The sequence below is a fragment of the Streptomyces sp. NPDC030820 genome, from assembly GCF_055572075.1.
Map to the genome: position 1 here is coordinate 115,386 of NZ_JBVIEB010000006.1, position 19,060 is coordinate 134,445.

The following is a 19,060-nucleotide window of genomic DNA, read 5'->3' on the forward strand; positions in this document are numbered from 1 at the left end:
GGTCCTCAGGACCGTTCGGTCAGCTCCCTGAAGAACTGTTCTACGGCCGGCCAGACCCGGCCGCCACCGGAGAGGCCCCGCCACTCGCGGCGGACCAGGGCGATCATCCGGTAGCAGTCGTCGACCGGCACGATCCAGTGCTCGTCGAGGCCGCGCACGGTGTTCACCAGCAGCGCCTCCACATCGGGTGTCATGGCGGCGAGCTGCGGAACCGTGGCGGCCAGCCGCTGCCAGGCCGCGGCATCCACCTCCCACCGCATGGCCCCGGCCGGGCTCGGCCCCTGCGCGGTGACCGTGCCGTCGGAGTGCGGCACGAAGAACACCAGACCCACCGGGACGCCCAGCACCGCCGTGTCGACCGGCGGCAGCCGCAGCCGGCGCCGGGGCACTCGCCGGTAGCGGCCCTCGCTCGCCTCGTCGTCGGCGAACAGCACCGAGCAGGGACCGCACACGCACCGCACTTCGGCGGCACCCGTGTCGTAGAGATGGGGATGTTCGACGGCCAGGCGGGCGGCGCACAGCTCGCAGACCTCGGCCTCGGCCGTCGCCGCGCGGTCGGCTGCGGAGCGGATGACCCGGGCGAGTGCGCCGTCCATCCTCACCGCGCCTCCTCGGGCACGGCCCGGCGCTTGATCGTGCTCAGCGGTACGAACGCGGGCGCCGTCTTCCGCTCGGCGGTGCCCGGCGCCGTCTCCACCGAGGTCAGCTCGGGAGCGACGGCCAGCACCGCCGCCCGGACCGCCTCGCCGACCTCCGAAGAGCCGCCGCCGCACCCGGCACCGCAACCGCCGCCGGAGGTCAGCCGCACCCGCGCCACCTGTCCGTCGACACCGGCCCACTCCAGGTCACCGCCGCGCTCGCGCACCGCCGGCCGCAGCTTCTCCACCGCGCGTGCGGCCCTGCGCTCCGCAGGCTCCGGATGGATGTCGTGCAGGACGAGGAGATGCGCGAGCAGTTCGTCCTCGGCGAGCCGCTCCCGCAGCCCCTCGTCCGCGTGGTCCAGCACCCGGGCGAGGGCCTCGCCGTAGACCTCGGTCAGCAGCCGCACCGCCTCCAGCGCCGGGCCCGGAGCGGACTCCAGCCCGGCCAGGACCTCGTCGAGACGGGCGAGCCGCGCCTCCACCGCCGGGTCGGGGAGCCGTACGGCGGTGTCAGCCATGGTTGGCTCCGTACGTGGGCGAGTGCACGGTGGTCAGGGTCCTGCCCTTGCCCATGTACATATGGACACCACACGGCAGACAGGGGTCGAAGCTGCGCACGGTGCGCATGATGTCGACGCCCTTGAAGTCGTCGGGCCCGTTCTCCTCGAAGATCGGCTGGCCCTGGACGGCGTCCTCGTACGGGCCCGGGGTGCCGTAGCTGTCCCGGGGACTGGCGTTCCACGGGGTCGGCGGGTACGGGTGGTAGTTGGCGATCTTCTTGTCGCGAATCACCAGATGGTGGGAGAGGACCCCGCGCACCGCCTCGTGGAAGCCGCAGCCGATCGACTCCTCCGGCACCTCGAAGTTCTCGAACACCTTCGTGTCGCCGCTCCTGAGCATCCCCATGGCCTCCTCCAGGAACTGCAGGGCCATGGCGGCGGCGTAGGCGATGAAGTACGGCCGGGCGCGGTCCCGTTCGAGGGTGTTGCTCCACTTCGGGATGCGCCACTCCAGGGTCTGCTCCGGCAGCTTCTCGCCCTTGGGCAGGGTGATGCGGACGCTGCCGCCGGTCGCCTTGACGTACGGCGTGTCGACCAGGCCGCTGAGCGCGGTGGACCACAGCCGGGCCAGCGGACCGCCGCCGGTGTCCAGGGCGAGGTGCTCGCCGGTCTGCGGGTGGTGCCAGCGCGGGCTCATCACCCAGCTGTAGTTGCCGTCGAAGTCGCGCTTCTGCGGCACCGGGACCGTGGTCTGATTCCACGGGTGGCGCATGTCGACGGGGTTGCCGAGCGGGTCGTGGGTGACGAACGGCTCCTCGTTCACCCAGTCCTCGTAGAAGGAACTGCCCAGCATGATGCGCAGCCCGAGGTTGATGTCGATCAGGTTGTTGGTGACCAGCTTGCCGTCCACGATGATGCCGGGGGTGACGTACATCGCCCGGCCCCACTCGTTCATCGACGCATAGCGGTAGTCGACGACGTCCGGGTTCTGGAAGGCGCCCCAGCAGCCCAGCAGGATCCGGCGCTTGCCGACCTCCTCGTACCCGGGCAGGGCCTCGTAGAAGAAGTCGAAGACGTCGTCGTTCATCGCCACCGCCTTCTTGATGAAGTCGATGACCCGCATCAGGCGGCTGAGGTAGTCGGTGAAGGTGTTCGGCTGCGGCATCGTGCCGACCCCGCCCGGGTACATCGTGGAGGGGTGCACATGCCGCCCCTCCATCAGACAGAACATCTCCCGGGTGATCCGGCTGACCTTCAGCGCCTCCTTGTAGACCTCGCCCTCGAAGGGATTGAAGGCCTTCATGATGTCGGCGATCGTCCGGTAGCCGTGGACGCCCCCGCGCGGTGCGTCGGTGCGCTCGGCGCGGGCCATGACGCCGGGGTTGGTGGCCTTGACCATCGCCTCGCAGAAGTCCACGAAGACCAGGTTGTCCTGGAAGATCGTGTGGTCGAAGATGTACTCCGCCGCCTCGCCCAGGTTGGTGATGTGCTCGGCCAGCTTGGGCGGCTTGACGCCGTAGGCCATCTGCTGGGCGTAGTTGGAGCAGGTGGTGTGGTTGTCGCCGCAGATGCCGCAGATCCGCGAGGTGATGAACCCGGCGTCACGCGGGTCCTTGCCCTTCATGAACACCGAATAGCCGCGGAAGAGCGACGAGGTGCTGTGGCACTCGACGACTTCCCGGTTGGCGAAGTCGATCTTCGTGTAGATGCCCAGGTTGCCGATGATCCGGGTGATCGGATCCCAGGACATGTCGACGATCTGGGCGGGTTTGCGTTCTGTGGGCCGGGACTCGGTGGTGGTCATCTGCGGTACTGCCCCTCGCTGTTCGGGTCGGGCGGTTCGGTGGCGGGACGGGGACGGACGGCGTCAGGCACGCCAGTGCGGGTCGTAACCGCTGGTCAGCTTGCGCTTGTTGTGGCGCCACTTGGGCTCGTGGTTCACCACGTCGTTGGTCAGGCCGCGCAGCCGGCGCACGACGGCTCCGTACGGCTTGACGAGCATGGTCGACAGCGTGCCGCCGGGGGGTTCGTCCATGAACGGCATGAAGGCGTCGGGGAAGCTGGGCATCGTGCAGCCGATGCAGATGCCGCCGACGTTCGGGCAGCCGCCGATGCCGGCCATCCAGCCCCGCTTGGGCACGTTGCAGTTGACCACCGGGCCCCAGCAGCCGACCTTCACCTGGCACTTGGGGGAGTTGTAGTCCCTCGCGAAATCGGCCTGCTCGTAGTACGCGGCCCGGTCGCAGCCCTCGTGCACGGTCTTCCCGAAGAGCCACTGCGGGCGCAGCATGTGGTCCAGCGGCGGCGGGGGAGCGGCACCGGCCGCGTGCTGGAGCACCCAGACCAGGGTCTCCATGAAGTTCTCCGGCTGGATGGGACAGCCGGGCACATTGACCACCGGGAGCCCCGACCGCGCCTTGAACTCCCAGCCCAGATAGTCCGCGAGGCCCATGCAGCCGGTCGGGTTGCCGGCCATGGCGTGGATACCGCCGAAGGTGGCACACGTGCCGGCCGCCACCACCGCCCAGGCCCTGGGTGCGAGCTGGTCGATCCACCGGTTCAGGGTCTGCGGCTCACCGGTGTCGGGGTCGTTGCCGAACGACGTCCAGTAGCCGTCGCCCTTGATGATGTTCTGGTTCGGGATCGAACCCTCGATGACGAGGATGAACGGCTCCAGCTCGCCCCGTGCCGCGGCCCGGTACGGAGCGAGGAAGTCCTCGCCGCCCAGGCTCGGCGAGAGCACCTTGTTGACGAGGTTCACCTTCGGCAGGCCCGGGATGAGGCCCAGCACGACGTCCTCGATGGACGGCTGGCCGGCCGCGGTCAGCGACACGGTGTCGCCGTCGCAGCTCATGCCCTCCGAGATCCAGAGGATGGTGATCTCGTCGAATCCCTTCCGCGCCTCGGCCCCGCTGGGCTCGCCGTGGACATCGGTGGTACCGCTCTGTGTGGTCATCGCTGCGGCCTCCGTCGCTGCCGGTCTCGGGGTCGGTCGTAGGGTTCGGCCGGGACCACGGTGGTCCGGGCCCGGGGGCGGCCGAGGGCGGCGGCCCGATGGCGGAAGAACCGCTCGGCCCTCGGGTGGTCGTGCCGCGGCGCCTCAGGGGCATCCATCGGACCGTCCCTCCTCCGGCCGGTCGGCCGGACGCTCGGGGGGCCGCGGGGGCTGCGGCCGGGGTGAGGTGACCGGACCCGGTGCGCCGGAGTCGCCGAGGGGTTCGACCTCGTCGGGCCGGAAGTAGTGGAAACGGCCGTACCAGCCGTGCAGTTCGGCCGCGGGATCGTCGTCCACGGTGACGGCCAGGTGCACGTCGGCGTCCACGTCGTGGAAGACGGCGGCGACCTGCGCGGTCCGTCCCTCCAGGAACATGTCCTGGGCGTCGGCGCCCCGGACGCGCGGACGCAGCCGTACCCGGCTGCCGCCGCCGACGGGCACGCCGTCCACGAGCACCGTGTCGGTCGACGGGGACAGCCCGGCATCGCCGCCCTCCTGCCACCAGGCGGGCCGCTCGGCGGCGGACCGGGTCTGCGCCGGGGTCAGGGAGCGGATGGCGCCGTGCAGTCGGGCGAAGACCTCCCGGGGCATGGTGTCGACCCGGTCGAGGATCTGCGCCGCCCGTGGATCGGTGGCCCGGGCCTCGGCCTTCTCCTCGTCGGTCAGCAGCATCGTGCGCAGGGTGAGGATCTCGTCGATCTCCGCCGCGTCGTGCAGATCGCCCGGGCTCTCCGGTGCCACCTGGGGCCAGTCCGGCAGGATGATGGGGGCGGAGAGCATGACGGCGCCGGTCGTGCCCTGCTGGGGCGGGCCGGCGAGCACGGGGAAGGTGAACGCGTTCCGGCAGCCCCGCGCGTGTTGCGCCAGAGCGGCGGGCGGATCGATCAGCGAGGCGAACTCCAGGCCGTCCCCGCCGACGAGGGTGTGCGTGGCGAGGAGGGCCTGCCGCAGCGCCTCGGTGCGCGGGGCCTGTGGATCCGTCACCTCGCCGGTGTTCTCGGTGCGCACCCGCAACCGGTACAGCTCCGGCGCGAGCGGCTCGGCCTCGACCGTCGTCACGGCCCGCAGCTCCCGGCGCCGCCGCACCGTCCGCCCGGCCCCGTCCGGCAGCGCCTCGGCATCCGTGCCGGCGGCCGCGCCCACCAGGGCGGTACGACCGCCGAGCAGCAACTCCTGCAGCGGCAGCACCAGCTCGGTCTCGCGCGGCACCGCCTCCTCGAAGGACAGATGCGTGGCACCGTCGGCCGTCCGCAGCCACTCGACCGGGCGGTACCGTCCGTCCGGGCCGGCGGCCTCGACCTGCTTGTCCTGCATCTGCAGACAGCGCACCCGGACCCGTACGACCGCGTCGGCGCGCGTCGTTCGCACCAGGCACTCGGTCTGCTGGTGCCAGGAGTCCGCGGAGCCGGAGAGCCCCGGCGTGACCGGCCCGTCCCGCTCGACCCAGTCGCGGGGCAGCAGCACGCCGAACTGCCAGCGGACCCGGTTCTTCGGCGAGGACCGGCGGTACGGGTAGAGCAGGTACCCCTCGTAGAGCACGGCGTCCGCTACCGCGCCGACCCGCTCGAAGGGATCGCAGGACTCACCGACGCCGTCCTCGTCCACCACGGCAGCGAGCCCCACACCGCCCACGCCGGCCCGGTCCGACATGCCGCCTCCTCGTCACCGGTTCACTCGCGCATTCCTTTCACCACCGTCACACCCGTCACGGCTCCGCGCTCGTCCGACGCACCGCCATTGCGCCGCCCAGGGGACGGCGAGTGGACGGGTCCCGCGAAACACCCGGGTTGCGCGCGCCGCGGCCGCCGCCCCCGAAACTTCGAACGCCGCCGGGATCCGCCTTCCGCGCCCCGGCACGCGTGGGGATCACGGTCCGGTCAGCGCAGGCGAGGGATCACGGTCCGGTCAGCGCAGGCGACCGACGGAGAGGAACCGGACGTGTTCGACGCCCTGAAGAACCTGCCGGGCCGGCCGGCCGACCCGCAGCTGATCTGGCTGGAGATGGATGTCTTCTGGGCCCACGTCGCCCAGTGTCACCCGCCACGACAAGCGCTACCCGCTCTTCCACGCCGAGGACAGCGCCGTCAACACGACCAATGGGATGGGCTACGACATGGTCCCGTTCGGTACCGGCGCGATCGACTACGCCACGTTCTTCTCCCGGGTGGGTCACCGCACCTGTCACAACCCGACGGTCGAGCAGGACAACGCCCCGAGCGCCACCGACCCGGCGCAGTCCCTGCAGCACGCGGCCATCGGCTACCGCAATCTGGCGGCCCTGCGCCGCTGACGGCCTGTGCCACGCAGGGCCTCCCCGGAGCGTCCGGGGAGGCCCTGCGCACGCCTATTCGTTCTTCGGGCGCTCGCTCTTCGGGCCACGGCCACGTTCCGTCTTCGGGCCCCGGCTGCGCCACTGCGGCTCCTCCTGCAGGGACTCGTTCGCGGCGGTGTTCGCGTCCTGGTCGGAGACACCGGAACGCTCCGCCTCCTTGCGCAGCCGCGCCCTGCGGGTGTCGTACTTCTTGCTGCCGGGTTCGGGCACGACGATCACCTCCAGCCCCCGGGGCCCCAGCACTTCCCGAAGGAAAACAGGCCGGCCGGCATCGGGGTCGACGCCTCAGCCGGCCGCGTTCTCGACGCGCATGCGCACCTGCGCCTCCAGGCGCCGCAGACTGCCGTCCAGCGCGTCGAACACCGCCTCCTCGCCGGGATCGTCACCGGGGTCGAAGAACGACAGGTGCACGGTCACCTCGCTGGCCCCGCTGCCGATGCCGGAGACCTGCAGCCAGCCGGTGTAGCTGCCCTGCTCCCGGGTGCCCCACTCCAGGCGCATCTGGTCGGGCTGGGCCCGCAGCAGGGCGGCCATGTCCTGGCCGGAGCGGTCCTCGTGCACCGTGACGGCGGGCGGTTCCTCGGCCTCCACGTGCAGGGCGGCCGGGAGCCATGCGTCGAGCTGGCCCAGGTTGGACGCCTGGTCGAAGACCTGCTCGGGCTGTGCGGGCATCGTGCGGGACCATTCGTACTCGGTCATGGTTCTTCCGCCCTCCGCTGAGAAGTCGTACTCCGACCGCGTGCCCCTTTCGCGGCGACCGAAAAGCCCGCTGTCCCCGGTGCGGCCACCGGACTGCGCTCGCCGCGAACTTGTCTGGTCAAGTTTGGGCTTGGTTCTTCCTCTCGACAGCCACGACCAGTACTCATATCCCGTTCATTGCGCACAGTCAGGCCGTGCGGGGGGATACCCGTCACGGCATCCTCACCAACGGGACGAGGTACCACGTATGCGACTGCGCTGGAGATCCCTCGGCGGGCTTGTCGCCCTTCTCGGCGCCCTGGTCGTCGTCGCTCCCGCCCCCGCCCGGGCGGCCGGGAGCAGCGGCAACCTGATCGTCAACGGCGACGCCGAGAGCGGCGGCACCTGCACCTCCGACTGGGCGGCCGCCACCACGGTGCCCGGCTGGACCACCGAGGCTGGCGGCCCGGACGTCATGTGCCACAGCGTCGCCTCCTTCGGGCTGCCGAGCGACGGCCGGACGCCGGGCAAGGCGTTCTTCGGGCCCGGCAACTTCGGTGACGGAGCGATGACGCAGACCGTCGACGTCTCCTCGGCCGCCTCGGCCGTCGACGGCGGGGGAGTGCACTACGACCTCTCCGGCTGGCTCGGCGGCTGGACCACCTACAGCGGCTACGTCGCGGTCAGCCTGCACTTCCACGACGCGAACGGCCGTACCGTCGGCGCCGCCGCCAAGCTGCCCACCGTGTCCGCGAGCGACCGGGGCCTGGCCACCAAGTTCCTCGCGCGCAGCACCACCGGCGCGGTCCCGGCCGGCACCCGCTCCATCCAGGTCGAGGTGCAGTTCCTGTCGACGAGCAGCGAGACCGGCTACCTCGACAGCCTCTCCCTCACCCTGGACACCCCGGTCACCGCGCCCGCACCGCTCGCCCCGCCCGTCTCCAAAGTCCCCGGCTATGACCACGTCTTCATGGTCATGATGGAGAACACGGACTACTCCGAGGTCATGAACGACCCGGCGGACACGCCGTACATGCACAGCCTCATGGCCCAGGGCGCCACGCTCACCGACCACCACGGCGTCTACCACCCGAGCGACGAGAACTACCTCGCCATAGCCGGCGGCGACACCTACGCCAAGGGCGCCACCTACTTCCCGAACATCAACTCTCCCGAGCGCAACCTCGGCGACACCCTGGAGGCGGCCGGCAAGTCCTGGAAGGCGTACGAGCAGGGCATGGGCACCCCCTGCAACACCAAGAACAACAACGACAGTTACTACGAGCCCGACGACGCGCCCTTCATCAACTACACCGACATCAGCGGTGACGCCCAGCGCTGCGCGGCCCACCTGTTCGACACCACGCAGCTCACCACCGACCTGAAGTCCGCGGCCACCACCCCGAACTTCTCCTGGATCGCCGCCGACGACTACTACGACGGCGAGGCCTCCGGCAACGGCAACACCACCAGTCTGAAGACCCAGGACGGCTGGCTGAAGCAGACCCTCGCGCCGGTCCTCGCCTCCCCCGCCTGGACCCAGCAGCGCTCGCTGCTGATCCTGACCTGGGACGAGAGCCAGAACGAGGCCTACAACCACGTGGTCACCACCGTCGTCGGCTCCCAGGGCACCGTCCCGGCCGGCACCAGCAGCCCGCTCCACTACGACCACTACGGCATCGGCCGCACCATCGAAGCCGCCCTCGGCCTGCCCGGCCTCACGGCCAACGACACCTACGCGACACCGCTCAACGCCGCGTTCGCCCCGTCCGGCACGAGCACGCCGACGCTCACCGGCGACCTGAACGCGGTCTCCGACGGCGGCAACGTCACGTTCCGCTACTCGGTTCCGTCGGCGGCCCAGGTGAACGCCAAGAACTGGGTCGGCATCTATCCGGCGGGCGTCACCCCGGGCCAGCAGTCCTCGCTGACCTGGTCTTACGCGCCGAACGCCAGCGGCGCCCTGACCTTCTCGACCGGCAAACTGAAGGGAGCGGGGAAGTACGACGTGTACTACCTCGCCAACGACGGCTACTCGGTCCTCGCCGGACCGTTCTCCCTGACCGTCGGCTGACCGGAACCGCCGGCTGACCGGCCTCGACGGCTCACAGACCCAGGGAGATGGCGACGCGGGTCAGCTCGGCGGTGTTGGTGATGTTGAGCTTGGCCCGGATGCGGCGCAGGTAGGCGTCCACGGTATGGGTGGACAGTCCCATGTGGCGGGCGGTCTGGAGATAGGTGCGGCCGGCGGCGATGTGCCGGAGCGTCTCCCGCTCGCGCGGAGCCAGCGCGGGGGCGGGGGCTTCGGTGTGCGGCGTGGCGAGAGTGGCGATCATGGGGCTGTCCTCCGGCGAGGGATCTGTCCGTTTAGGGTGATTTGCCCTTGTTCCTTCAGATTGCTCGCCGGACGTCATGGCCGTGTCCGCCGACTGTCACAGGCGCGTCACAGGGAAGCGGAAATGGTTTGGACCACTGCCGAAGCGGCAGGTGAGGGCGCGCGCGAACCGACGGCACCGGCCCCGGACCCGGCCACTCCCGCACGGTCCGCCGGGTCGCCCCACGCCGGTCGTGCCCGGCATGGGTATGTCCATCGGGGGGTGCTCTGGACCTACCAAAACGCCCGTTCCATTCCCGGTTCCGAGCGCTGCACGCCCGGCGACGGCCATGTCCCCGTCGTCCGCACACCGTACGGCCGGCTCGCGGGCGTCATCTGCTACGACGCCGAGGGGCCGTGTCCTCGCCACCTCGTACTACTTCACGACCGGCCGGCAGGCCATGGTGGCCTACGCCCCGTGCACGGCGTCATCACGGGCTACGACCGCATCGGCGACACGTTCGCCTGGCTCTGCCTGGCCGCGCTCGCCGCGCTCGCGGTCTCCGCCGTCGTCCGGCCCCGGCGCCCGCAGGACTGCTGAGGCGCTACGCGACGGCCTTGCGCGCCGTTCGCTCCACCAGGGAGATCCCGTCGCTCATCGAGGCGCTGCCGTTCGACAGGACCGCGACAAGGTAGCGGTGTCCCTTCACGGTGACCTGCCCGACGCTGTTGACGTCCCACAGGCCCGTGGTGTTGCGCTGCAGCCAGCCGTTCTTCAGTGCCCGCGCGCTCCCGGAGCCGCCGACGGCCGAGACCCCCCACGTCTGCTCCGGGATCACCTTGCCCATGAGGCTGCGGATGTAGGTCCGGGACTGCGCGTTCAGGGCCGACTTCCTGGTGGAGCCGGACTTCGCCTTCGTGTCGCCGTCGAACACGGCCCGCAGCAGCCGTATCTGGTCGCTCGCTGTCGTCCGGGTCAGGCCCCACTTGACGCCGGGCCCGCCCGTCGTCGAGGTCAGTCCCAGCCGTTTGTTGGCCGCCGCCAGCCCGGAGGCCTGGCCGATCTCGCGCCACAGCGCGTTGGCCGCCGTGTTGTCGCTGCGCTCGATCATCGGCTCGGCGTGGCGACGCTCGCCGGCGGTGAGCTGCCGCCCCGCGTCCTGTGCCTTGAGCAGCAGCGCCGCGAGGATGTCGACCTTGACGATGCTGGCGGTGTCGTAGGCGGTGTCCTCCCCGTGGATCACGGGGGTGCGGCCTGCGCCGTCCAGGTCGAGCACGGCCGCCGTGGCGTGCGGGGAGGCGGAAGCGGCCGCGGCCGGTGCCGGGTGCAGCGCGCCGACGGAGACGAGGGCCGCGACCGAGGCCAGCAGGGCGCCGGCCCGCGTGCGTGCGGTGGTGAGGGAGGGGTGAGACGGCATGGCGTCGAACGTAGACAAAACGTGCGCCGGCCGACGTGGCGGCGGTCACGTTCGGGCCTGTTCATGGCGAATTGTGAGAAGAGCCACCGACGCCGCCAATGGGACGCATCGCGACCACCAGGCGCGGGTCTATGCGGGGCGGTGGCGGGCGCATCCGGAGTGATCATGGAAAAGGCGGATGAACTGGTCGGTGTGTTCGACGGCGTGACGGTCGTCCCCGTCGGTCCTGGCGCACCGTGTGCCTCGCCATCACCGTCCAGGCACAGCCGGTGAACGCCTACACCGACGATCTGCCGCTCACGCCGTCCTGGCCCTCGTACCGGACCGACCCGGCCTCCGAGGCGCCGGCCGCACGGAGCCCTTCGCGGACCCGGCCGGCGTGTCGGTGAGGAGCACGCCCGTCACCAGAGAGGGGCGGATGCGCACGGCGTGGTCCATCCCCTCCTCCGGCGCCCAGGGGGTGAGCAGCGTCCGGACCCGGGCCAGGTCCGCGGGATCCGTGACGAGCCGGGCATAGCCCGTGACCACCACGCTCCAGCCCAGATGCGTGTCCGGGTCGATCGCGTCGGCCTCGTAGGCGACCACCACACCCTCGCCTCCGCCGTGCTGCGTGTGCGCGGTCAGCGCAGCGCCCTCGTGGGTGCGGATCACGATGTCGCCGCCGTCGAGGACATGATTGACCGGGCGGACGGTGGGCAGCGCCTGCCGCGTGAAGACGATCCGCCCCAGGGACACACTGTCCAGCAGCCGCAGCGCCTCCACGGGATCGAGGTCGATGCGCCGGTGCGCCGGCTCGCCGTTACCGATCATTCCAGGCTTCTTCGCGGGTGCTGCGTGACTCTCCCCGTCTCTCGTCGGCCCCGGCGCACGGCGGCGATCCGGGGGGCGGAGCGGCACCACGGGGGATCGGTGCCGCTCCTGAACCCACTGTCGCGCGACCCACGTCGTCCACCCAGTGTCCTTCGGCCCACGGCGGCAGGGCCGGACGTCCCCATTCCGCCGGCTGGCAGGGGATGGCGCGCAGTCGTCGGGAGCCGCTTTCGCGCTCACCCCGCCGACATCCGGATTGAGGTGCACGATGGTGAGGTGACACTCGACGGCCGGGTCCGGGAGACCGCCCCGAGCCCGCTCGCCGCCCGCCCGGCACGATTCCGCCGGGCGAGGGTACGCGGCGTGGGTGCGGCGAGGCCGCCGGTGTGCGAGAGGAGGCGGTGACGATGAACCGGACACCTCCCACGACGGCCACCCAGGTACGGCTGTGGCGCTGGCGACGCAATCCGCTCCGGCGGCACAGTGACGTCGTCGAGGCCTGGTTCGTCCTTGTGACCTGGGTGATCGCCGTCCTCGGCGGAGCAGCCGCCGGTCTCGCGGCGGCCCAGACCGCCGGCGCGGCGTTCTCCGCCCGCGAGGCCCAGGTGCACGCGGTGTCCGCCGTGCTCACCGACGGCGCGGCGCGAACCCCGGCCTCCGGGACCGGCTACGACGACGGGCGGGTGTGGGCCAACGTGCGCTGGACGGACGCCCACGGCACCGTGCACACCGACCGGGCCAAGGTCGTCCCGGGCGCCCCCACCGGATCCCAGGTGACCGTGTGGACCAACCGCGCGGGGCACGTGGTCTCCGCGCCGGTCACCGGCGCTGCCGCCGATCTGCAGGCGGCCCTCACCGGCGTCCTCGTCGCCCCGTCGGCCGGCGCGGCGGTCTGGGGCGCGGGCTGGGTGGTCCGCAGCCGGCTGATCAAGCGGCGCATGGCTGAGTGGGACGAGGAGTGGAAGCAGATCGGTCCGCGGTGGGGGAACCTCAGCGGCGGACGAGGCTGAGCACACGACACCGAGCCACGAGACGGGACGAGAGGGCGGGAAGGGCCATCCACTTCTCGCGGATCCGGATTGCGCGGTGCACGGCTGTGGGCCGCTTCCCCGCGTCTGTTCTCGGTCCTTCCCGCCACTACCAGCACACCACGGAAACCGCCGTCCCACCAGGCCCGGCAGCCCTGCGCGGTCAGCTTCCGGCCCGTCCCCCGAAAGAGGCGTTCCCGCATCTCACGGGCGCTCCGTCGCATGACCGGACGCGAGCCGCGAGACATCGCTCATGGAGGGACGGAGGCCTGCCGACCCGCTCCCGGGCGCCTCATCGTCAACTTGTCGGTCTGCGCGGGCCGTTCCCATCCGGCACCCACCTCGGAGGCGACCGAGAGGTCCTTCGAGGTGGGCACGCTCGTCGTACGGCGCCGGGCACGGGGCGGCCACGGGCCGGGCGGAGCGGCCCCGTACAACCTCCGGGGCTTTCCGAGTGTCCAGTACATGATCAGCCGGCCGACAGGCCGGGACATGCCTGGACCTCCGAGGAGAGACACGTCGTGCGCTCAACCTTCCGTCCCGCGGTGACCGGCGTGGCCGCCGCCGCGATCGGCATCGGCCTTCCCGTGTTCGCCGCACCCGTGGCGCACGCCGAGGACCCGGCCCCCGATCTGGTGGTCTCCACGCTGCCGGCCGCCGCTCCCAAGCCGGGAGAGGTGTACGACCACTCCGTCACCATCACCAACAGGGGCACGGCGGCGGCGGACGGAGTGACCTTCCGGATCCGGCTGACCAGAGGGCTCGACTTCCCGGCGCACGTCGACGGCTGCACCTACTCGACCCTCGCCGACCAGGTCAGGCAGGCGCTGTGCGAGCTGCACACGGTCGTCGAGCCCGGTGCCTCCCTCACCACGCCGGTACGGTTCAAGGCGCTGCCCAAGGCGCTGATGGAGGCCGTCGAGTACGGCACCGGCGCCACCGGCGCGGCCCCCGGGGAGGGCTTCGACGACAGTTACCGGCGGCTGGCCCTGACCGCGGACAGCACGGCCGACCTCGAGGCGCAGGGCGACCTGGCCGAAGGCGCGCCCGGCAGCCGGGTGACCGTCACGGCGACGCTGCGCAACAACGGCCCCGGCTGGATCCGGAACCAGGAGAGCGACGACCAGCCGGCCCTGATGGTGCGCATCCCGCAGGGCACCGTCGCCGTCGAAGTGCCCCAGGAATGCGAGCCGTTCGGGATCGACGGCCCGACCGGCCCGTCCGCGCCGGGCCACTCCGCGTACGTGTGCGCGCCCGGCGACCACACCATCGAGGTCGACCAGTCCCTCGACTACACCTTCGTCCTGCAGATCGGCAAGACGGCGCAGGACACCCGGGGCGAGGTGACGGCCAGTTCCGTGTACGGCATCCACCCGGCGTTCGACACGAACCCGGCGAACGACACGGCCTACCTGAACGTCGACGTGACCCGGGACGGCGAGCCGGGCATCGGCACCTCCGGTGGCAGCGCGGACGGTGGCAACTCCGGTGACGGCGGCACCGGAACCGCCACCGGCGGTGAGGGGAACGACCCGCATGGCCAGTCGACCGGCGGTTCCGGCACGACGGGCACGACCGGCACCTCGGGTACGTCCGGTACCTCCGGAACGTCTTCCACCTCAGGCACGTCGGGCAGCTCCGGTTCCCTGTCGGGCGTGTCCGGAACGAGCGGTTCCACCGGCGCCGACGGCAGCCTCGCGGCCACGGGCAGCGACGGTGTGCCGATGCTGGCCGCCGGCGCGGTGGCCGCGGCGGCGGCCGGCGGGCTCGTGCTGGTGGCCGTACGCCGCAGGCCCACCGGGAAGTGACACCCGGGCTCCCGCCCACGCCCCTGCGGTGCGTCGGCCCGGGCCGCGCGCGGCCCGACCGCTCAGGCCTTGTGCAGGACGACGAGAAGCACCAGCAGCACGGTGGCGCCGGCGGTCGTGCCATGGGCGACCACGGCCGTGAGCGGGAAGTGCCGCTCGGCCGTGGCGTCCCCGTGGGAGTGGCGTCCGGAACTGGGCAGCCGGCGCAGCAGCATCATGAAGCCGAACGCGGCCACGACCAGCACGACCGCGCACGCGGCCCAGGCTGAACTCCGCACCCCTCCCACCACATAGGCGGTCCAGGCGGCGAGTCCGGCCACGGCGAGGGCCACATGCCCGAGCACGAGCCACAGCGGCAGCCGCGTCACCCCGGGCGTGCGCTGCCGCAGTCCGCCGTGCCGGACCCACACCGTGGCGAGGTATCTGCCCAGCCCGGCGGTCAGCAGCCACGCGCACAGAACGAAGACTCCCATACGTCCCGCTCTCCCTGTCCTGGATACGGCCGGGCCCTGTGACGGCCTCAGGGCTGCGTGGCTCAGCACACCGCACAGGGCGGGAGCAGTCCGGACATCCATCCGCCGATTCACCCGTAGGGATGGAAGGTGGCCTGGCTGTCCCCAGGGGCCGTCCGAAGGGTGCAAGACGGTGCCGCTCAGGCCACCGTGTCCTCTCGGGCCCGCTGCACCGCCGGCGCGGCGGCCGCGGCCGCCGCCTTCAGAGCCGGGATCAGGGCGGCGACTCGTTTGTGAACTGATCGCCGCGAACGAGGCGTTCGACGTGCTCACCGAGGGCGCGGCCCCGGAACTCGTCGGCCCCGGCACGAACGTCTACCGGCTCGCACTGCATCCGCAGGGGCTGGCCCCGCGCATCGCCAATCTCGCCGAGTGGTCCCGGCACATCCTGGCCCGCCTCGGCCACCTGCCCGAGCTGCGGGACGAACTCAGCGAGTACATCCCCGAGTTGGAGCCGTCAGCCGATCATCTCGGGTTCGCGGACCCGCTGCGCCTGCGCTCCTCGTGCGGCGAGCTGCGGCTGATGACGACCGTGACGACCTTCGCCACCGCCGTCGACATCACCCTCGCCGAGCTGAAACTGGAGGCGTTCCTGCCGGCCGACCCCGCGACCCAGCAGGCCCTGGCCACGGCCGCGGCACACCGGGACGACCAGGAGCCCGCCTAGCCCGCCGCGGTCTTGTCCCGGGCCGCCACACCCACTTCAATGCTCCTACCTCCCACAGGAGAACACCTGTCCCACACACCCAGTGAAGGGGTTCTTCTTGACCGCTCTACGCGTCACCGCCGTCACCGCAGCGGCCTGCGCCACCGTGCTCGCCGTCGCGCTGCCCTCCTCCGCGATCAACTCCTACAACGCCACGCCCGCACCCGAACGCACCGAGGTCGGGGCGCTCGTGGCCACCTGGGACGACGACAACGACCCGGCTACCCCGGACCGCGTCGACTGGGTGTGTTCCGGCACGATGATCGACGCGAACACCTTCCTGACCGCGGCGCACTGCACCAGCGACTGGCCGGCCGGCGTCCGGTTCTATGTGTCGCTCGACCAGGACGTCCAGTCGGGACTCGACGCCGCAGCGAAGAAGTACCCGGGCGACCCGGCAGCGCAGGCGAACGCCGTGGCCGTCGAGGGCGTCGCGCACACCCACCCCGCCTATCCGGGCCCCGCCTCCGATCCACACGACATGGCGGTGATCGAACTGCCCGCCGCCAAGGTGGCCTCCCGCTGGTCCTTCACCCCGGCCCGCCTGCCCACCGAGAACCAACTGGGCGCGCTCGCCCCCCAGGGCCTGAACTCCACCGACTGGTTCGTGGCCGGGTACGGCACCCAGGAGGCTGCCAACGGTCCGGGCGGCCAGACCCATCCCGGCGGAGGCGTCCGCATGAAGGCACCCGTGACCTTCGACGCCCTCAACGCGGCCTGGGTCCGGCTCGCCATGACGGCTCCCCAGGGCAACGGAGGTGCCTGCTACGGCGACTCCGGCGGTCCCAACTTCGCGGTCATCGGCGGAAAGAACGTCCTCGCCGCCACGACCATCACCGGCGACACCCCCTGCTACGCCACCAACGTCAGCTACCGCCTCGACACGCCCGAAGCCCGGGCCTTCCTGGCACCGTTCGTGAAACTGCCCTGAGGGTGAACGGCCCGCGCGCGACGGACCGTTGACGGAAAAGGGGGCGGGCGTGCAATCCGACGGAGCGACAGCGCCGGCGTTACGGCGGGGGAACCTGCGGTCCGACGGCACGCTCCGGCGCCCGCTCCCCGGTGGCCGCCGTCCACAGCGCCAGGCCCACTGTGGTGAAGGCGGACGGCGAGGCGCGCACGCTCGGTGGCGGAGCGAGGAGCGCGGCGACACGCCGGGGGAGAGGTCCGGGCGCGGCCGGCGCCGCGAGCGTCGGCGCGGGGGTGGCGTGGGAGACGAGCGCCGCCGTGCCGATCGCGCGGGCGACGGCCTGCGGCTGCCGACGGCCCGGGCCGCCTCCTCGTCCGCCCAGCGCTCCGCAGCGGCCGGAGGAACGGATCGGCCCGGGCGGCGAGTTGGACGAGCAACAGGTGCGATCCGGTCACGCACGGGCCGCCCGGCAGGGCGTAGGCGTACGGCGCGCTGTCGGGCAGCACCACGACCTGGGTGGGCGGCAGCCCCGCAGCGCCGCATGGGCCCGCCGCCGTACCCGAAGATGCCGCAGCAGGCCACGGCCACAGGTCGCCACCATCGCCAGGAGCGCGGGGATCGCTCAGCCGTCGTCGGCGGCCCGGTCCAGAAGTTCGCGCAGCAGCCGTTCGTCGCCCTCCGGCAGCGCGGTGACGAAACTCGCCAGCACCGCCCGGCGGTCCTGTTCGCCGTCCAGGACCTTGCGCATCTTCAGCGCGGCGAGACCCGCCTCGTCGGCGGCGGGCATCCATACGAACGACCGGCCGTCACGCCTGCGTGTGACGGCGTTCTTGGCCAGCAGACGTGCGAGGACCGTCATCACCGTCGTGTAGGCGAGGCCGGCCGCCAGGTGCTGCTGCACCCAGCCCGCGGTCACCGGCGCCCCGGCCTCGTGCAGCGCCGCGAGCACCCGTGTTTCCAGCGCTCCCTGCGCCCTGCGCCGACGGCGCCGATCGGGCTCCGCCACCCGCCGTCTCCCTTCTGCCGCGCCTCCGCCGCGAGAATTCTAGGGACGGAACCATGGGTGTGCCGCTGTCCAGGGGCGGCAACGTGCCGAGAGGTGGGCCCGAGGGGGCGGATCAGTCCCGCGAGTTCCCGAACAGGATGCGGTAACCGATGAGCAGCACCAGGGAGCCGGCGATCGCCGCGCCCCAGGTGTAGAGGTCGAAGAAGTGCTTCTCCACCGGCCGGTCGAGGAAGCGGGCGGAGAGCCAGCCGCCGATGAAGGATCCCGCGACGCCGATGAGGGTGGTGCCGATCAGGCCGCCCGGGTCGCGGCCGGGCAGCAGGATCTTCGCGATGGCTCCGGCGAACAGGCCCAGGATGATCCAGCCGATGATGCCCATGGAGTTGTTCCTCCCGTCGGGTCGGGATCCGCGCCGGGTGCGCCGGAGGCCGACACTTGGTTTGCCTGCTTGCGCAAGCCTAGGGGCCGGTCGAGTGGGCCGGACAAGGGGTGTTGGCCTGCGGCGGGCCTCTGGTGATGACCCGTCGAGGTTCTGCTACATGATTAAGACATTGCGCAATCGTGGAACTCGGAGTGGTCCCGGGGCGTTGATCATGATGGACGCGGAAAGTGCGAGCGGCTGCGGAGGGCGTGGATGAGTGTGTCCCTGACCAAGGGCGGCAATGTGTCGCTGAGCAAGCAGGCCCCCGGTCTGACTGCTGTGACGGTCGGGCTGGGCTGGCAGGCGAACACCGGGCAGGAACTGGACGCGGGCGCGCTGCTGTGCGCCCCGTCGGGCAAGGTGCCGTCCGACGAGCACTTCGTCTTCTTCAACAACCTCAGCAGTCCCGACGGTTCGGTCCGCCATCTGGGCGGTGGCAGCCCGGTCGACGGCGACGACCAGCGGATCCAGGTCGACCTGACCAGGGTCCCGGACGAGGTCGAGAAGATCGTCTTCACGGTGTCGCTGTACGAGGGCGCGAGCCGCGGCCAGGCCTTCGGGCAGGTGCACCGGGCGCACATCCGCGTCCTCGACCGGGAAACCGGCACCGAACTGGCCCGCTACGACCTGGCGTCCGGCGGCCTGTCTTCCGAGACGGCGCTCGTCTTCGGCGAGCTGTACCGGCACGGCGCGGAGTGGAAGTTCCGCGCGGTCGGGCAGGGTTACGCCTCGGGGCTCGCCGGCATCGCCACCGACTACGGCGTCCGCGTGCTGAGGGAGACGTCCCCGAGCCCGGACCCGGTCACCGCACCGCAGACGCACACCGGCCCGTATGCGCCGCCCGCCCCACCGAAGCCGCCGGTCGCCGCCCCGCCGGCCCCGGTATTGCCCACATCCCCGCACACCACTGGGAGTCCCAGCGTGACCTGCTTCTTCGACCCCAACCACGGCCCCGGCGTGACGACCGTGACCTGGTCGCCG

General features: G+C 71.7%; 18 protein-coding genes and 4 pseudogenes. 8 read left to right on the forward strand and 14 right to left on the reverse strand.

Annotated elements, in window-relative coordinates:
- Positions 1-5: 5 nt before the first annotated feature.
- The 5 genes from ACZ418_RS18080 to ACZ418_RS18100 all read right to left on the reverse strand — a co-directional run bounded on the left by ACZ418_RS18080 (position 6) and on the right by ACZ418_RS18100 (position 5,786).
- Entirely contained in the window at positions 6-602 is a 597-nt protein-coding gene (locus ACZ418_RS18080) for a DUF5947 family protein (protein ID WP_468363471.1), read from the reverse strand.
- A complete protein-coding gene (locus tag ACZ418_RS18085; RefSeq protein WP_468363474.1) occupies positions 599-1,159 on the reverse strand; it encodes a NifU family protein in 561 nt (186 codons plus the stop codon). Before ACZ418_RS18085 ends, ACZ418_RS18080 begins: the two co-directional genes overlap by 4 nt.
- On the reverse strand, positions 1,152-2,945 hold the full coding sequence (locus ACZ418_RS18090; RefSeq protein WP_468363477.1) for a nickel-dependent hydrogenase large subunit: 1,794 nt from the start codon (positions 2,943-2,945) through the stop codon (positions 1,152-1,154). Before ACZ418_RS18090 ends, ACZ418_RS18085 begins: the two co-directional genes overlap by 8 nt.
- Before the next feature lie 63 nt (positions 2,946-3,008).
- Positions 3,009-4,097 (reverse strand): NADH-quinone oxidoreductase subunit B family protein, encoded by a 1,089-nt coding sequence (locus ACZ418_RS18095; protein WP_468363479.1) that lies wholly within the window; start codon positions 4,095-4,097, stop codon positions 3,009-3,011.
- 144 nt (positions 4,098-4,241) lie between these two features.
- Complete coding sequence (locus tag ACZ418_RS18100; RefSeq protein ID WP_468363482.1) at positions 4,242-5,786, reverse strand: hypothetical protein; 1,545 nt, start codon at positions 5,784-5,786, stop codon at positions 4,242-4,244.
- Between the two features lie 327 nt (positions 5,787-6,113).
- Here ACZ418_RS18100 and ACZ418_RS18105 point away from each other — a divergent pair.
- Positions 6,114-6,426 (forward strand): annotated as a pseudogene (locus ACZ418_RS18105) (sugar phosphate isomerase/epimerase family protein); the annotation flags it as partial.
- 54 nt (positions 6,427-6,480) lie between these two features.
- Here ACZ418_RS18105 and ACZ418_RS18110 read toward each other — a convergent pair.
- On the reverse strand, positions 6,481-6,711 hold the full coding sequence (locus ACZ418_RS18110) for a hypothetical protein (RefSeq protein ID WP_468363484.1): 231 nt from the start codon (positions 6,709-6,711) through the stop codon (positions 6,481-6,483).
- A gap of 42 nt (positions 6,712-6,753) precedes the next feature.
- On the reverse strand, positions 6,754-7,167 hold the full coding sequence (locus tag ACZ418_RS18115; protein WP_468363487.1) for an SRPBCC family protein: 414 nt from the start codon (positions 7,165-7,167) through the stop codon (positions 6,754-6,756).
- Positions 7,168-7,414: 247 nt separating this feature from the next.
- Here ACZ418_RS18115 and ACZ418_RS18120 point away from each other — a divergent pair, with 247 nt between their 5' ends.
- On the forward strand, positions 7,415-9,220 hold the full coding sequence (locus tag ACZ418_RS18120) for an alkaline phosphatase family protein (RefSeq protein ID WP_468363490.1): 1,806 nt from the start codon (positions 7,415-7,417) through the stop codon (positions 9,218-9,220).
- A 31-nt stretch (positions 9,221-9,251) separates the two neighbouring features.
- Here the strand turns inward: ACZ418_RS18120 and ACZ418_RS18125 are convergent, their stop codons facing one another.
- Positions 9,252-9,482, reverse strand: a complete 231-nt coding sequence (locus ACZ418_RS18125; protein ID WP_388629609.1) for a response regulator transcription factor — start codon at positions 9,480-9,482, stop codon at positions 9,252-9,254.
- 456 nt (positions 9,483-9,938) lie between these two features.
- Here ACZ418_RS18125 and ACZ418_RS18130 point away from each other — a divergent pair, with 456 nt between their 5' ends.
- Positions 9,939-10,061, forward strand: a complete 123-nt coding sequence (locus ACZ418_RS18130; protein WP_468363494.1) for a hypothetical protein — start codon at positions 9,939-9,941, stop codon at positions 10,059-10,061.
- 4 nt (positions 10,062-10,065) lie between these two features.
- Here ACZ418_RS18130 and ACZ418_RS18135 read toward each other — a convergent pair whose 3' ends face one another.
- Positions 10,066-10,878 (reverse strand): serine hydrolase, encoded by an 813-nt coding sequence (locus ACZ418_RS18135; protein WP_468363497.1) that lies wholly within the window; start codon positions 10,876-10,878, stop codon positions 10,066-10,068.
- Positions 10,879-11,175: 297 nt separating this feature from the next.
- Positions 11,176-11,688: a pyridoxamine 5'-phosphate oxidase family protein gene (locus tag ACZ418_RS18140; RefSeq protein WP_468363500.1), complete on the reverse strand. Its 513-nt coding sequence runs from the start codon at positions 11,686-11,688 to the stop codon at positions 11,176-11,178.
- A gap of 407 nt (positions 11,689-12,095) precedes the next feature.
- Between ACZ418_RS18140 and ACZ418_RS18145 the strand changes: the two genes are divergently transcribed.
- Both ACZ418_RS18145 and ACZ418_RS18150 read left to right on the forward strand, forming a co-directional pair.
- Positions 12,096-12,698, forward strand: coding sequence for an Rv1733c family protein (locus ACZ418_RS18145; protein ID WP_468363503.1), 603 nt, complete (start codon positions 12,096-12,098; stop codon positions 12,696-12,698).
- A 539-nt stretch (positions 12,699-13,237) separates the two neighbouring features.
- Positions 13,238-14,524, forward strand: coding sequence for a COG1361 family protein (locus ACZ418_RS18150; protein ID WP_468363506.1), 1,287 nt, complete (start codon positions 13,238-13,240; stop codon positions 14,522-14,524).
- 62 nt (positions 14,525-14,586) lie between these two features.
- On the opposite strand, the gene ACZ418_RS18155 is transcribed toward ACZ418_RS18150, so the two are convergent.
- Positions 14,587-14,997 (reverse strand): hypothetical protein, encoded by a 411-nt coding sequence (locus tag ACZ418_RS18155; RefSeq protein WP_468363509.1) that lies wholly within the window; start codon positions 14,995-14,997, stop codon positions 14,587-14,589.
- 274 nt (positions 14,998-15,271) lie between these two features.
- Here ACZ418_RS18155 and ACZ418_RS18160 point away from each other — a divergent pair.
- Positions 15,272-15,703 (forward strand): annotated as a pseudogene (locus tag ACZ418_RS18160) (MmyB family transcriptional regulator); the annotation flags it as partial.
- Positions 15,704-15,800: 97 nt separating this feature from the next.
- Positions 15,801-16,673: a trypsin-like serine protease gene (locus tag ACZ418_RS18165; RefSeq protein ID WP_468363512.1), complete on the forward strand. Its 873-nt coding sequence runs from the start codon at positions 15,801-15,803 to the stop codon at positions 16,671-16,673.
- Between the two features lie 127 nt (positions 16,674-16,800).
- Here the strand turns inward: ACZ418_RS18165 and ACZ418_RS18170 are convergent.
- The 3 genes and pseudogenes from ACZ418_RS18170 to ACZ418_RS18180 all read right to left on the reverse strand — a co-directional run.
- Positions 16,801-17,274, reverse strand: a pseudogene (locus tag ACZ418_RS18170) (M48 family metalloprotease); the annotation flags it as partial.
- Positions 17,275-17,658: a BlaI/MecI/CopY family transcriptional regulator gene (locus ACZ418_RS18175; protein WP_468363514.1), complete on the reverse strand. Its 384-nt coding sequence runs from the start codon at positions 17,656-17,658 to the stop codon at positions 17,275-17,277.
- A 112-nt stretch (positions 17,659-17,770) separates the two neighbouring features.
- Positions 17,771-18,037: a GlsB/YeaQ/YmgE family stress response membrane protein gene (locus ACZ418_RS18180; RefSeq protein WP_388629641.1), complete on the reverse strand. Its 267-nt coding sequence runs from the start codon at positions 18,035-18,037 to the stop codon at positions 17,771-17,773.
- 255 nt (positions 18,038-18,292) lie between these two features.
- Between ACZ418_RS18180 and ACZ418_RS18185 the strand changes: the two are divergent.
- Positions 18,293-18,850, forward strand: a pseudogene (locus ACZ418_RS18185) (TerD family protein); the annotation flags it as partial.
- Positions 18,851-19,060: the final 210 nt, after the last annotated feature.